Raw genomic sequence first — 12963 nt, forward strand, 5'->3', positions numbered from 1 at the left:
AAGATCACGTAAACATCTAGACGAGAAGGGAAGAGATGAGTATGGAGAGGTTTTTAAGCATAGTAGAGAAGCAACGTCACCTTATGTATGAAGAGATGAGAGAAGCCGCTGAGCTGATGTTTAATGAAGCAACAGATGAAGATCAAATTGCACAGTTTTTGATCGCGTTATCAAAAAAAGGTGAAACATCACATGAAGTAGCGGCATTGGCAGCCGTTATGAAGTCATATGCAAATGATCTAACACCTAAAGAGGCACGTTATCTAGATAACTGCGGAACGGGTGGAGACGGAGTCAATACATTCAATATTAGTACGACGGCTGCATTTGTGTTGGCGGGTGCTGGGGTCCAGGTTGCGAAACACGGTAACCGTAAAATTTCCAGCGCATCAGGAAGCCAAGATGTCCTGGACGCACTTGGCATTCATTCCGACTTCCAGATAACTGATATGCAGAATCTGCTGGAACAACAAGGAATTGCATTCTTATTCGCACCAGCTGTTCATCCAAAAATGAAACGAATTGGTGCTATACGAAACAAAATTGGTAAAACAACGATCTTCAACTTAGTTGGACCTTTGACGAATCCTGTATCACTTGAAACGCAATTTACCGGTATTAACCGTCCGGATTTCATCATGGAATATGCCTCAGTACTCAGGATGCTAGGACGGGAACGAGCAATTGTGGTTAGTGGGGCAGGCGGAATGGATGAAGCATCTCTCGCCGGCCAAAATGAATTCGTACTTCTTGATCATGGGGATTTAATTCCATTTTCATTGACGGCGGATGACGTAGGGCTGGAATATGCGCCGTTGTCAGCGATAAAAGGTGGAGACGCAGTAGAAAATGCCGCAACTACTCGGTCAATCTTAAGTGGAGAACGTGGACCAAAGTTTGATACAGTGGTGTTGAATGCGGGAATCGGTTTATTTGCAAATGGCCGAGTTTCCACCATTCAAGAAGGTGTGAAAGTAGCTACTGAAAGTATCTTATCAGGCAAAGCGTTAGAAAAATTAGATGCGGTCGTCGCATTCAGCGAAATGATTCGGCAAAAGGCGGTTATCCAATGACGATTTTAGATAAGATTATTGCACAGAAGAAAATAGAAGTAGATCAATTGCTAGCAAGCAACACAATATTTCCAGAACGAGAGATTTCACGTCCGTCACTCTATCAGACATTGATAAAAGCGAAAAAACTGCAAGTCATTTCTGAGATGAAACGTGCATCTCCTTCTAAAGGTTTGATCGCAGAAGGTGCAAATCCGGTTGAACAAGCGACTGCTTATTATGAAGCAGGTGCTGCGTGTATTTCAGTATTGACTGATCGGGAATTCTTCAAAGGATCATTTGAAGACTTGTCTGCAGTAGCGGATGCCGTGCCAATCGCATTGTTATGTAAAGACTTTATGATCCATAAAATTCAGATTGACCAAGCGAAAAGCGCAGGTGCATCCGTGATTTTATTGATTGTGGCTGCACTTGATGACGAAACACTCGGAAGTCTGTATACGTATGCCAATGAAGAAGGCTTGGATGTGCTAGTGGAAGTGCATAACACTGAAGAGTTGCACCGCGCACTGTCAATCGATGCGAGAATCATTGGTGTCAACAACCGGGATTTGCATACATTCGAAGTAGACCTAGCGCAAACAGAACTAATCGCGTCACAGTTCCCGTTCGATGAAGAGCGTGTGTTCATCAGTGAAAGCGGGATCTGGGGACCTGAGGATGCAGAACGTGCGGCAAAAGCTGGAGCGAGTGCAGTACTTGTCGGAGAATCGTTAATGCGCAGTGATTCAGTAAAAGAAGCTCTACAAGCATTGCAAGTAGAAAAACACGTGATTCGTCCATGACAAAAGTAAAGATTTGCGGATTGATGAAACCGGAACATGTACAAGCAGCTGTAGATGCAGGCGCGGATGCTATAGGTTTTGTATTTGCACCAAGCCGCAGAGAAGTGACGGTAGAGCAGGCGCAGAAACTGGCAAAACTCATTCCACCATCTGTTTTAAAAATTGGAGTCTTTGTTGATGAAACGAAAGAGCAACTAGTAAAGATATTTAATGAAGTACCATTGGATTACATCCAGTACCATGGCGATGAGACTCCTGCTTTTATTCAACAAGTAGGGTTACCTTCTATTAAAGCACTTGCTATCGAAAATGAAGACGATGTGAAACTCGCTGCTACCTATGACGTGGATTATTATTTATTCGATACACCAGGTGTTGAATACAAAGGTGGTAGTGGTAAGACGTTCAACTGGTCACTACTTGAAAATGCAGGAGTATCAAATGAACAGATTATTTTAGCCGGTGGTCTGCATGCAGCAAATGTGCAGGAAGCGTTGAGACAAGTGAACCCATATATGGTTGACGTATCAAGTGGAGTGGAGATAGAGAAGCAAAAAGACACGGAACGTATTCAGACGTTCATTCATACAGCGAAGGGTAGGAGAAATCGTCATGACAACAGAAACTAAAGGACGCTACGGTAAATTCGGAGGGCAGTTCGTGCCGGAAACATTGATGACCGCCTTGCAGGAGTTAGAAACTGCTTACGATGAAGCACAGCAAGATCCTGCCTTTTCAAAAGAACTGGATTATTATCTAAAAGAGTTTGTAGGTCGTGAAACGCCTTTGTTTTTTGCAGAGCGTTTAACGAAGCATGCGGGTGGCGCGAAAATTTATTTGAAGCGAGAAGATTTGAATCATACAGGTGCTCATAAGATTAATAACTCTCTAGGCCAGGCCTTACTTGCGATTCGTATGGGCAAGAAGAAAATTGTAGCAGAAACAGGAGCGGGTCAACATGGTGTGGCAACTGCTACTGCTTGTGCGTTACTCGGTCTTGAATGTGTTGTATTCATGGGCAAAGAAGATATCCGTCGTCAAGAACTGAATGTTTTTCGTATGGAACTACTCGGTACGCAAGTAGTTTCCGTTGATAAAGGTTCAGGTACATTGAAGGATGCGGTCAATGAAGCATTGCGCTATTGGGTTTCGAATGTAGAGGATACACATTATATTCTTGGATCGGCTTTAGGGCCGCATCCATTCCCGCAAATCGTCCGTGATTTTCAGCGAGTAATCGGTGATGAAACACGTAAGCAAATTGTGGAACACGAAGGACGTTTACCTAATGCGGTCGTAGCTTGCATTGGTGGGGGGAGTAACGCGATCGGTATGTTCCACCCATTCGTCGAAGATCAAGATGTAAAGTTATACGGAGTAGAGGCGGCTGGTAGTGGTATTTCAACAGGCAAACATGCGGCCGCTATTGCGGGTAAACAAGAAGGCGTTTTGCACGGTGCATACATGTACGTGTTGCAAGATGCTGATGGATTTATTCAAGAAGCGCACTCCATCTCTGCAGGTCTCGATTATCCTGCAGTAGGACCTGAGCATTGCCATTTAGCTGATATCCAGCGTGTACAATATGATTCCGTTACGGATCAACAAGCACTTGAAGCGGTGCAATTGCTTTCGCGTGTAGAAGGAATTATTCCGGCCCTTGAAAGTGCGCACGCCGTGTATTATGCAGTGCAGTTAGCGAAAGAAATGCAAGAAGATGAGCTACTCGTTATCTGTTTATCAGGGCGCGGTGACAAAGACATGCAAACAGTACGTGATGCGCTAGGAGGTCAATCTACATGACAAAAAAGTTAGTGACACAAGCGATTATGCAGTGTAATGAACAGGGAGACAAGGCGTTTGTACCTTATATCATGGCGGGTGATGGTGGATTACAGACGTTGAAGAAAACTATATTATTCTTGCAAGAAGCAGGTGCAACAGCGATTGAAGTAGGGATACCATTTTCCGATCCGGTAGCAGATGGCGATGTGATTCAGCAAGCTGGTGAGCGAGCGTTAGCTGAAGGCATTACATTACGAAAGATTATGAAAGAACTTGCTTCATTCAAAGAAGAAGTGAAGATTCCACTAGTCATCATGACGTATTTGAATCCGGTGCTTAGCTATGGTTTGCAGTCAATAGCAGCGGATTGTGAAGCAAGTGGTGTCTATGGTTTAATCGTTCCGGATCTGCCGCTTGAAGAAAGTGGCTTACTGAAAGAAGCGCTGAAGAATAGCGATGTAGCGTTAATTCAATTAGTTTCTCTAACGAGTCCAGCTGAACGAATTGAAGCCATTGCGAAAGCAGCAGAAGGTTTCATTTACGCAGTGACAGTCAACGGTATCACAGGTGTCCGTTCATCATTTACAGAAGGACTCGAAGGTCACTTGAAGCGTTTAAAGGCAGCAAGTTCCGTGCCTATTCTCGCTGGGTTTGGTATATCTACTCCGGAACATGTTCGCACACTTGGCGGACTTGCTGACGGCGTTATCGTTGGAAGTGCGATCGTGACGGCCCTTCATGAAGGAGATTATGAAAAGGTTCGGACATTAATTAACGCATCGAAAAATCAACTCACCAATAGCCAATAATGTTGCGGACAACTGATACATTTCAGTTGTCCGTTTTTTCATGTTATAAAACTATCCACAAAAGAGAAATTGTGAATAACTTTTTCTGTTAGTTAAGTAATTTTATATGAAGTATACACAATACTTGGGAATTAGCTGTTCATAAAGGGGATAACTTTAAAATTACCCACAGTCTATTTCAATTGTCTTAGAAATCTCGTGATGACGATGGTGTTTCTTGAATATGATAAAGTAGGACGTAGAAAGGGTGATGAGTAGAATGATTCGTCCAGCACATTTAGTAAAAGGTGATGTAATTGGGATTGTGGCACCTGCCAGTCCTGTAGAGCGTGAAGTATTGGAACGTTCATTTCAATTTTTGGAGCAATTGGGTCTACGCTATAAAGTGGGCCAGTCTGTGTATAAGAAAAATGGTTATTTGGCAGGGACTGATGAGGACCGGCTTGCTGACTTGCATGAGATGTTTAAAGATCCTGAAGTGAAGGGGATTCTTTGTGCAGGTGGCGGTTACGGCTCGGCGCGTTACGCAGAACAACTAGATCTCGATTTGATCCATGACCATCCGAAGGTATTTTGGGGATTCAGTGACATTACGTATCTACATACCGCGATTCGTCAAGGAGCAGGACTTGTTACATTCCATGGACCGATGCTCGCATCATGTGTCGCACAAGATGGGTTTCATGAAATGTCTGGCAAAATGTTTGGACAATTATTTACGCCAGTTGAAATTCATTACTCGGAAGCCATCTCGCCACTCGAAACACTTGTAGGCGGTGTTGCAGAAGGCGAAGTGGTCGGTGGTAATTTGACACAACTAGTCAACAGTCTAGGTAGTGAGTTTGAGATTAAGACAAATAATCGATTGCTTGTAATGGAAGATGTCGGTGAAGAGCCTTATAAAGTAGATCGGCTGCTTAATCAATTACGACTAGCAGGTAAGCTTCGTGAAGCAGCAGGTATCGTGATTGGTGATTTCGCCAAAGCGACACCGAGCAAGCCAAATGCTTCCCTCACGATGGATGAAGTGTTTGAACAGTATTTCGGCAAACTAAATCAGCCTGTCGTAAAAGGATTCCGTATCGGCCATTGTGAACCGAATATCGCAATCCCATTTGGCGTGAAAGGACGTTTGGATGCAAATAGCAAGACGCTGACTATCTTACCGGGAGTGGAGTAATTGCAAATTCGCACGGTGGAAACATTCCTCGTGTCATCTTTATTACGTAAACCATTTATCACGGCATTGCGAACTGTTCATACGGTACAATCGGTCATTATAAAAATAACAACTGATGACGGCCGGATTGGCTGGGGAGAAGCGGTGCCAACGCATGTCATAACAGGCGATTGCATCGTTGGTATTCGTTATGTCATTGATACTATTCTTGCGCCCCTATTGATTGGCCAAGATATCATACAGCGAGAAGTAATGATGGAAAGAATGCGACAGGCCATTATAGGAAATACGAGTGCAAAGGCCGCGGTTGACATGGCGGTACATGATTTATTCGGACAGCTTTGCGGGTTACCTTTAGTACAAGTGTTAGGTGGCTACCAGCAAAGCCTAAAAACGGATTTGACGGTCAGTGTCGGGGAACCTATTGAGATGGCCAAGGAGGCGGCAGAACATGTTGCCAAAGGTTTTGATACGCTAAAAGTGAAAGTCGGTACAGGTAGTTTTCAACAGGAAAGAGAAAGGATTCATGCTATTCGTCGAACCGTCGGCCAAGATATTACGATTCGTCTTGATGCCAATCAAGGGTGGAAACCAAAAGAAGCCATTCGCCTCATTCGCCAGTTGGAAGATGACGGAATTGATTTGGAATTAATAGAACAGCCAGTTGCCGCATATGATGTAGAAGGCTTGAGAGACGTGACAAGACAGACAAGCACGCTAATCATGGCAGATGAATCATTATTTTCAGCAAGAGATGCAAAGAAGTTGCTGGAGATGCGCGCAGTGGATGTACTGAATATCAAATTGATGAAGTCGGGAGGGATCCGAGAAGCTTTGAAAATCAATGCAATGGCTGAAGCAAATGGCGTAGAGTGTATGATCGGAAGTATGATGGAGACAGCAATTGGGGTAACGGCAGCTGCCCATATAGCAGCGAGTCACCCCAATATAACACGAGTAGATTTAGACGCGCCCCTGTTATTATCAGAGGGGTTTTCTGCTGGCGGCGTGTTCTATCAAGGATCGCATATGGAGTTTAGCAAAGAGTCAGGACTAGGTTTTGATTCAAAACGGATGATTCAATGGGTAAAGGAGCATGCGTGTGAATGAGAAATGGATGTGTGCGGTCAGCGTTGCGACGGTATGGACTGACCCTGATTCTCCCCGTGTGGCCGATCTTCCTGCCTTGGACCATCCCGTGCAAATCGATAGATGGCTTTCCCAGTTATCCTATGAAGAACGTCTAGCGCTGAGTGACAAAAACCGAATTCAGACGCAATTATTATATGGTGAATCTGTGATTGTCGAAGAAGTAGTTGGTGACTGGGCGCGCATCATTGCGATCTCCCAGCCAACTAGCAAGAATTCACGAGGCTATCCGGGGTGGGTACCACTTGTTCAGCTTTCCATGAAGAAACGAATACAGACAGAAGAGTTTGTCAGAGTGATGAATCCAAAAGCAGCACTATTTGATGAATCCGGCACATTCTTTTTACGTGTTTCTTTTAATACAATTTTTCCTTTTGTAGAAAGGCGCGGCAAGAAGATACGTGTCTGGACACCGCATGGTTGGAAACTGCTAAATGCATCTGATGTCGAGCGTGTGGGAGAAGAATCTATTCACCGTCCGCTTACTGTAGGAAGACGGTTCATTGGCTTGCCGTATTTATGGGGCGGCATGTCTGCCTGGGGTTTTGATTGCTCAGGATTCGTCCGTACTATATGGAAAGCGTGTGGCATTTGTTTGCCACGTGATGCAGTAGATCAGGCGGAAGAGGGTAGGCCGATCTCGCTCGACTCTGCGGATTGGCAAAAAGGTGATTTAATCTTTTTTAAGAATGAAAAGAAGTATATTCATCATGTAGCCATGTACGTAGGTAACGGAAAGATACTTCATGCACCTTCAACTGGGAAATTAATTGAACAAATTGAGCTGAGAAATTCCGTTTATGCCGATCATGTGTGTAGTGTACGTAGAATTATCTAATCGAATAGGCAATACATTTAGCGAATATTGGCGTCAACTCCCTTCTTTTATGTATACTTAAATGAACGTACTAAAAAGGGAGTTGTCGTAATGTCTGAACGAAAACCTATGAGCGAGTCAAGAACGATCCAAAGTAAGCTAGTCTTACCACCGGACACGAACCATATTGAATCCATCTTTGGAGGGAAAGTCCTCTCATATATCGATGAGATTGCAGCTATTTCAGCTATGAAACATGCGGGGACTAGAGCTGCGATTACCGCTTCGATCGACTCTGTCGATTTTGTTTCTCCAGCCCTGCTTGGCGATGTCATCGAACTTGAAGCGGTAGTCACTTCTGTTGGTCGAACATCTATGGAAGTCTTTATTTCAGTTCATTCCAAAAACTTGGTAACAGGTGAAGTGAAGTTGACGACGGAATCATTCTGTACAATGGTTGCGGTAGATGACACAAATCGTCCGATACCGGTGGTGGGAGTGTATCCCGAAACAGAAATGGAAAAACGTCTTTTTGATACTGCCCCTGCACGACGTGAACTTCGTAAACAGCGTAGATTGATGAAACATTAATAGTAGCGCAAGGAGAGACGGGTTTCTCGTTTCTGCCTTGCGCTTTTTATGTAAAGTAATCCTCTATCATTCTTTAAAGGATTGGATACGACGATGAGTGAAAATATATCAGAAAATCTTATTCGTTTCACGAAAAGTGTGAACTGGATGCGAGCACATAGATGATTTCTTAATTTCGTCAGTGACTTTAGTGTAAATAAAAACAGCAGTGGATGAATAGGCTATAGCCCCTCATTCACTGCTGTTATGTTGTATTAGTTATTACTGCTAAACGTACGGACTAGTCCAAGTACTGTTCCACCAAGAATAAATGCAAACAATGCATACATGATATAGACGAACCACATGAATATCCACTCCTTTGATCAGTATCCTGCCTATCATTGTAACACCTTGTCAGGCGCGTTGCAATGGACTTTACATGACAACTGTGTCAGCTGTCGGATCAAATGAATAACTAGCAATTATTTTGTCGTTCGCTTTTCAATAAATCGCGGATCTCAGTCAGTAATTCCTCTTTTGCATCCAGTGATTTCTCTTGAGGTTTTTCCTCAACAGGGTCTTCTCTTTTAATCTTTAGCTTAATAAGCAGACGAAGAAAGAGGAATAAAGAGCCTGCTACAATTAAGAAATTAATGACAGCTTCGATGAATTTCCCATACATAATTTCAGCGTCACGATATTCAAAACTTAAATTTGAGAAATTTAAGCCGCCCGATAATATCCCAATAATCGGAGATATAATATGTTCTACCAGCGAAGAAACAATAGTACTGAATGCTGCGCCGATGACTACTCCGATAGCCAAATCAAAAATATTTCCTTTAAAAGCAAATTCCTTAAACTCTTTCCACATAGATAGTCATTCCTTTTTACAAACATTACATTTCATTCATCAAATTTATTTACCCTTTTTTCTCTGGAATCTCTGATATATCGCAATTGATGTGAACAACCATACTGAACTAGCCAGTATTCCCCCCACTATATCGCTTGGGAAATGAACCCCTAAATAAATTCTACTGACCGCAATCATCACAATCATAAAAATCGCGACAATTACGATTGAAATTCGGCTTCCTGTAGTTTTTAAATTTCTCCATATGATATAAGCGAGTACCGTATAGAGGCTGAATGCCATCATCGTGTGTCCGCTAGGGAAGCTATAGCCGCCAATGTCGATCAGACGATTAAAATCAGGACGTGCCCGTTTGAAGATGAGTTTGAGTACTTGGTTTAGAATGCCTGTCCCAATCAGTACTATAGTGAATAATACTGCTTGAGCACGATATTTCTTCCATAACAACACTCCAAGTGTCAGTATGCCCAGCAGAGTAACGGATGTAGTAGAACCGATGGTAGTAAAAAATTTCATAATAGACGTCAGCCCCGGGGCTTCTGCGCTTTGCACAAAGTCGATTATAGGTTCATCAAAACTAGAGATCGTTTGCAAGTGAATAGATCGAGCAATATAGGCAAAAAATCCGGTAAATAAAATACAAATAATCCAAACGGATAATAAACGAATTGATAATTCACGCACAGTATACATTCCTTTCTATAGTTGTATATTCTGAACGATTATAAAAAAAATGTACAGCGAAAGGTAGAAGTATTTGAGGATAAATATCGGTATGTTATGCGGGGAGTAAGAAGCTGATACTTCTCAACTGAAGTTTACACTACTAAGTTATGCAACAACCTAACACATGTATCGTGTATTATTATGTCAGTCTCAAAACATATGACAATTGTCATCTCAAAGTCATGACATCTATGTCTACCTCTCCTGCTGTAAACAAGTTATTCTTAATGTACTAGCAAACCCAATAGGAGGGAAAGTCAAACATGAGTAAAGAGCAAACAAAGCAACTGCATAAAGACGTCGCACCTTTCGCGAAGTCTGATTTGAAAAAGAGTATCGTTCAAATGATCAATACAATTCCACCAATATTTATCTTATGGTTCTTGGCATACCAAAGTCTAAGTATATCTGTCATATTAACGGTTGCGTTGTCAATCGTTGCAGCGTTTTTTGTAGTTCGCACATTCATCATCTTCCATGACTGCACGCACGGTTCATTCTTCCGCAATAAAAAAGCGAATAGCATTGTAGGAACAATCACTGGCGTGTTGACATTATTCCCATATGAAAAATGGAAAAGAGAACATTCGATTCACCACGCAACTAGTTCCAATCTAGATAAACGCGGTGTTGGAGATATCTGGGTCATGACTGTTGAAGAGTACAAAAATGCTTCTAAGTTTGAGCGTTTCAGCTACCGTGTCTACCGTAACCCTATTGTCTTATTTGGATTTGGACCTTTATATTTGGTGCTAATCTCAGGTCGTTTTAACCGTAAAGACGCGCGTAAGAAAGAGCGTATGAACACGTATTTGATCAACATCATTTTAGCTGCAGTATATACAGTATTAATTGTAGCTATTGGCTGGAAAGCATTCTTGCTAATTCAAGGTACTATGATGTTCACGGCTGGTGCTCTTGGTATTTGGTTGTTCTACATCCAACATACATTCGAAGATTCTTATTTTGAAGAGGAATCTGACTGGGATTACGTGAAAGCAGCAGTTGAGGGAAGTTCTTATTATCAATTGCCCCGTGCTCTTCAGTGGGCAACAGGCAATATCGGATTCCACCACGTACACCACTTGGCACCGCGAGTACCAAACTATAACTTGGAAATGGCGCATGAATTGACTCCGCCATTACAAAAAGCTACAACCATTACATTGAAGACTAGTTTTGAATCATTACGTTATCGCTTGTATGATCCAAACCATAAAAAATTCATTACATTCAAAGAAGCAAAACAATATTCACTAAAAGATAAGTTGTCGATTGATTTAAAACCAAAACGTACACGCTTATCATAAAATGGCGAGAGAAGGAGCAATCCTTCTTCGCCTTTTTATTTTGTCCTTATATCTTTAAGAAGCGAGTAGAGAAATTATTTGTTACAATGAAACGAAAAGGATGGCGATGAGAACTGATGTATAGCTGGTATAGTGTTTTCCCGAAAAGCCCATGGCTAAGTATTTATGCTTGGGTTGTATTTTGTATATTGCCTTTCTTTTTTATTTTACGAAGTGCATCTCCCTTTAATTTAACAATAGGTATTATATTACTAGTGTTATTTTTTCTATCATATTATTTTTCCGCCAAGTCAAAAAATGGTCTTATGTATATGTGGATCAGCTTTGAAATTGTCATTACGGTCGTAATGACATTGTTATTTGGCTACGTGTACCTGTCATTATTCATTGCTTTCTCAATTGGAAATATTAGACGACCAGTCGGCTTTTTTATTATTTATGGATTACATATTGCTATTTTAATAGGGGCAATCGTTGCAGGGTTCTTTCTGGAAATTGAATTATTTTTGCCACAAATACACTTTGTTATTATCACGGTTATCGGTGTAGTATTATTGCCATTCAATTTATACAACCGTCAAAAACGAGATTTACTCCAAGATCAGTTGGAGATTGCAAGGGAACGGATATCAGAATTGATGATCATTCAAGAGCGTGAGCGTATTGCTCGTGATCTCCATGATACGCTTGGACAAAAGTTATCCATGATTGGTTTAAAGAGTGACTTGGCATCTCGATTGATGGATCGAGATATCGAGTCAGCAAAAGCAGAGATTCAAGATATACGTCAAATTTCTAGTACAGCATTGAAAGAAGTACGAGTTCTTGTTAGTGGTATGCGGCGTGTGAAACTTAAAGATGAGCTAGTGCGCGTCCAACAAATGCTGAAAGCCGCTGAAATCGAAGTCGATATAGAAGGTAATCCAAATTTCCCCGACGTTTCACCCATTGTAGAAAACGTACTTGTAATGTGTTTGAAAGAAGCAATCAATAACGTAGTGAGACACAGCTATGCAAAGCGATGTTGTATTATATTTGAACAGACAGAAAAGGCATTCGTAATTAGAATAAACGACAATGGAATTAGTATTGCGCAAAACGGCGTGAATTTACCGGGGAATGGACTCGATGGCATGAAGGAACGATTAGAGTTCGTCAACGGTAAACTTTCGATCAAAAGTGACAATGGAACTCAACTGAAAATCATGGTACCTGCTGTCTTAAAGCAAATAAAGGAGGGGTAACGTATGATCCGCATTGTAATTGCAGAAGACCAAGGAATGCTGCTCGGTGCATTAGGGTCGTTGTTGAACCTGGAAGAAGATATGGAAGTAGTAGGTAAGGCTAAAAATGGTCAGGAAGCTGTAGATTTGGTGAAAAGTCTTCAGCCTGATATTTGTATAATGGATATTGAAATGCCGATTAAAACTGGCTTGGATGCAGCAGAAGAACTACAAGATATGGACTGTCAAATTATTATTCTGACGACATTTGCTAGAGCAGGTTATTTTGAACGAGCGCGGAACGCAGGAGTTCGTGGATATTTACTGAAAGACAATCCGATCGAAGAACTGGTGAAATCGATTCATTCTATTATTGAAGGACGCCGCATTTATGCACCAGAATTAATCGACATGGCATTTGATATGAAAGAAGAAGAGAAGAATCCGCTGACTGAGCGGGAAGTCCAAGTACTTAAGTTAGTGTCCGAAGGGAAGACAACGAAACAGATTGCGGCTGAACTGTTTTTATCACCCGGTACTGTTCGTAATTATGTCTCCACAATACTGGATAAACTCGGAGTGCGTAATCGTATTGAGGCGATTACGTTATTCAATGAAAAAGGCTGGTTCGAGTGAAATTTGTGTGGACATACATT

Annotated in this window: 14 protein-coding genes; 12 read left to right on the forward strand and 2 right to left on the reverse strand. The window is 41.8% G+C overall.

The window, feature by feature from the left end; translation table 11 throughout:
* Window positions 1-41: 41 nt before the first annotated feature.
* The 9 genes from trpD to CSV73_RS03935 all read left to right on the forward strand — a co-directional run bounded on the left by trpD (window position 42) and on the right by CSV73_RS03935 (window position 8189).
* Window positions 42-1073 carry an anthranilate phosphoribosyltransferase gene (trpD, locus tag CSV73_RS03895; RefSeq protein ID WP_369802568.1) on the forward strand — a complete coding sequence of 344 codons (1032 nt, stop codon included), beginning with the start codon at window positions 42-44 and terminating at the stop codon, window positions 1071-1073.
* A complete protein-coding gene (gene trpC, locus CSV73_RS03900; protein ID WP_085132068.1) occupies window positions 1070-1858 on the forward strand; it encodes an indole-3-glycerol phosphate synthase TrpC in 789 nt (262 codons plus the stop codon). The genes trpD and trpC overlap by 4 nt, the downstream gene beginning before the upstream one ends.
* Window positions 1855-2487 carry a phosphoribosylanthranilate isomerase gene (locus CSV73_RS03905; protein WP_099626702.1) on the forward strand — a complete coding sequence of 211 codons (633 nt, stop codon included), beginning with the start codon at window positions 1855-1857 and terminating at the stop codon, window positions 2485-2487. The genes trpC and CSV73_RS03905 overlap by 4 nt, the downstream gene beginning before the upstream one ends.
* Complete coding sequence (gene trpB / locus CSV73_RS03910) at window positions 2471-3661, forward strand: tryptophan synthase subunit beta (protein WP_085132066.1); 1191 nt, start codon at window positions 2471-2473, stop codon at window positions 3659-3661. Before CSV73_RS03905 ends, trpB begins: the two co-directional genes overlap by 17 nt.
* Entirely contained in the window at window positions 3658-4452 is a 795-nt protein-coding gene (trpA, locus tag CSV73_RS03915) for a tryptophan synthase subunit alpha (protein WP_085132065.1), read from the forward strand. Before trpB ends, trpA begins: the two co-directional genes overlap by 4 nt.
* Before the next feature lie 250 nt (window positions 4453-4702).
* Complete coding sequence (locus tag CSV73_RS03920; RefSeq protein WP_085133593.1) at window positions 4703-5632, forward strand: S66 peptidase family protein; 930 nt, start codon at window positions 4703-4705, stop codon at window positions 5630-5632.
* Window positions 5633-6742: a mandelate racemase/muconate lactonizing enzyme family protein gene (locus CSV73_RS03925; RefSeq protein WP_099626703.1), complete on the forward strand. Its 1110-nt coding sequence runs from the start codon at window positions 5633-5635 to the stop codon at window positions 6740-6742.
* Window positions 6735-7619 (forward strand): C40 family peptidase, encoded by an 885-nt coding sequence (locus CSV73_RS03930; protein ID WP_158232276.1) that lies wholly within the window; start codon window positions 6735-6737, stop codon window positions 7617-7619. The genes CSV73_RS03925 and CSV73_RS03930 overlap by 8 nt, the downstream gene beginning before the upstream one ends.
* 90 nt (window positions 7620-7709) lie before the next feature.
* The gene (locus CSV73_RS03935) at window positions 7710-8189 is read left to right on the forward strand and encodes an acyl-CoA thioesterase (RefSeq protein WP_085132062.1); all 480 of its coding nucleotides are present in this window, start codon (window positions 7710-7712) and stop codon (window positions 8187-8189) included.
* 457 nt (window positions 8190-8646) lie between these two features.
* Here CSV73_RS03935 and mscL read toward each other — a convergent pair whose 3' ends face one another.
* Both mscL and CSV73_RS03945 read right to left on the reverse strand, forming a co-directional pair.
* Window positions 8647-9045 (reverse strand): large conductance mechanosensitive channel protein MscL, encoded by a 399-nt coding sequence (gene mscL, locus CSV73_RS03940; RefSeq protein ID WP_099626705.1) that lies wholly within the window; start codon window positions 9043-9045, stop codon window positions 8647-8649.
* 45 nt (window positions 9046-9090) lie between these two features.
* Entirely contained in the window at window positions 9091-9732 is a 642-nt protein-coding gene (locus tag CSV73_RS03945; RefSeq protein WP_158232277.1) for a phosphatase PAP2 family protein, read from the reverse strand.
* Window positions 9733-10037: 305 nt separating this feature from the next.
* On the opposite strand from CSV73_RS03945, the gene desA reads away from it, so the two are divergent.
* The 3 genes from desA (at window position 10038) to CSV73_RS03960 (ending at window position 12943) form a co-directional block, all read left to right on the forward strand.
* Window positions 10038-11084 carry a Delta(5) desaturase DesA gene (desA, locus tag CSV73_RS03950; protein WP_085132059.1) on the forward strand — a complete coding sequence of 349 codons (1047 nt, stop codon included), beginning with the start codon at window positions 10038-10040 and terminating at the stop codon, window positions 11082-11084.
* Window positions 11085-11200: 116 nt separating this feature from the next.
* Entirely contained in the window at window positions 11201-12328 is a 1128-nt protein-coding gene (locus tag CSV73_RS03955) for a sensor histidine kinase (protein WP_085132058.1), read from the forward strand.
* Window positions 12329-12331: 3 nt separating this feature from the next.
* Window positions 12332-12943: a response regulator transcription factor gene (locus CSV73_RS03960; RefSeq protein ID WP_085132057.1), complete on the forward strand. Its 612-nt coding sequence runs from the start codon at window positions 12332-12334 to the stop codon at window positions 12941-12943.
* Window positions 12944-12963: the final 20 nt, after the last annotated feature.

The sequence above is a fragment of the Sporosarcina sp. P1 genome (genome assembly GCF_002743155.1).
Taxonomy (GTDB): Bacteria; Bacillota; Bacilli; order Bacillales_A; family Planococcaceae; genus Sporosarcina; species Sporosarcina ureae_B.

What these genes read in the sequence shown, in the direction of transcription:
- trpD (WP_369802568.1), top strand. Translation starts at nt 42, where the DNA reads ATGGAGAGGTTTTTAAGCATAGTAGAGAAGCAACGTCACCTTATGTAT.
- trpC (WP_085132068.1), top strand. Translation starts at nt 1,070, where the DNA reads ATGACGATTTTAGATAAGATTATTGCACAGAAGAAAATAGAAGTAGAT.
- CSV73_RS03905 (WP_099626702.1), top strand. Translation starts at nt 1,855, where the DNA reads ATGACAAAAGTAAAGATTTGCGGATTGATGAAACCGGAACATGTACAA.
- trpB (WP_085132066.1), top strand. Translation starts at nt 2,471, where the DNA reads ATGACAACAGAAACTAAAGGACGCTACGGTAAATTCGGAGGGCAGTTC.
- trpA (WP_085132065.1), top strand. Translation starts at nt 3,658, where the DNA reads ATGACAAAAAAGTTAGTGACACAAGCGATTATGCAGTGTAATGAACAG.
- CSV73_RS03920 (WP_085133593.1), top strand. Translation starts at nt 4,703, where the DNA reads ATGAGTAGAATGATTCGTCCAGCACATTTAGTAAAAGGTGATGTAATT.
- CSV73_RS03935 (WP_085132062.1), top strand. Translation starts at nt 7,710, where the DNA reads ATGTCTGAACGAAAACCTATGAGCGAGTCAAGAACGATCCAAAGTAAG.
- mscL (WP_099626705.1), bottom strand. Translation starts at nt 9,045, where the DNA reads ATGTGGAAAGAGTTTAAGGAATTTGCTTTTAAAGGAAATATTTTTGAT.
- desA (WP_085132059.1), top strand. Translation starts at nt 10,038, where the DNA reads ATGAGTAAAGAGCAAACAAAGCAACTGCATAAAGACGTCGCACCTTTC.
- CSV73_RS03955 (WP_085132058.1), top strand. Translation starts at nt 11,201, where the DNA reads ATGTATAGCTGGTATAGTGTTTTCCCGAAAAGCCCATGGCTAAGTATT.
- CSV73_RS03960 (WP_085132057.1), top strand. Translation starts at nt 12,332, where the DNA reads ATGATCCGCATTGTAATTGCAGAAGACCAAGGAATGCTGCTCGGTGCA.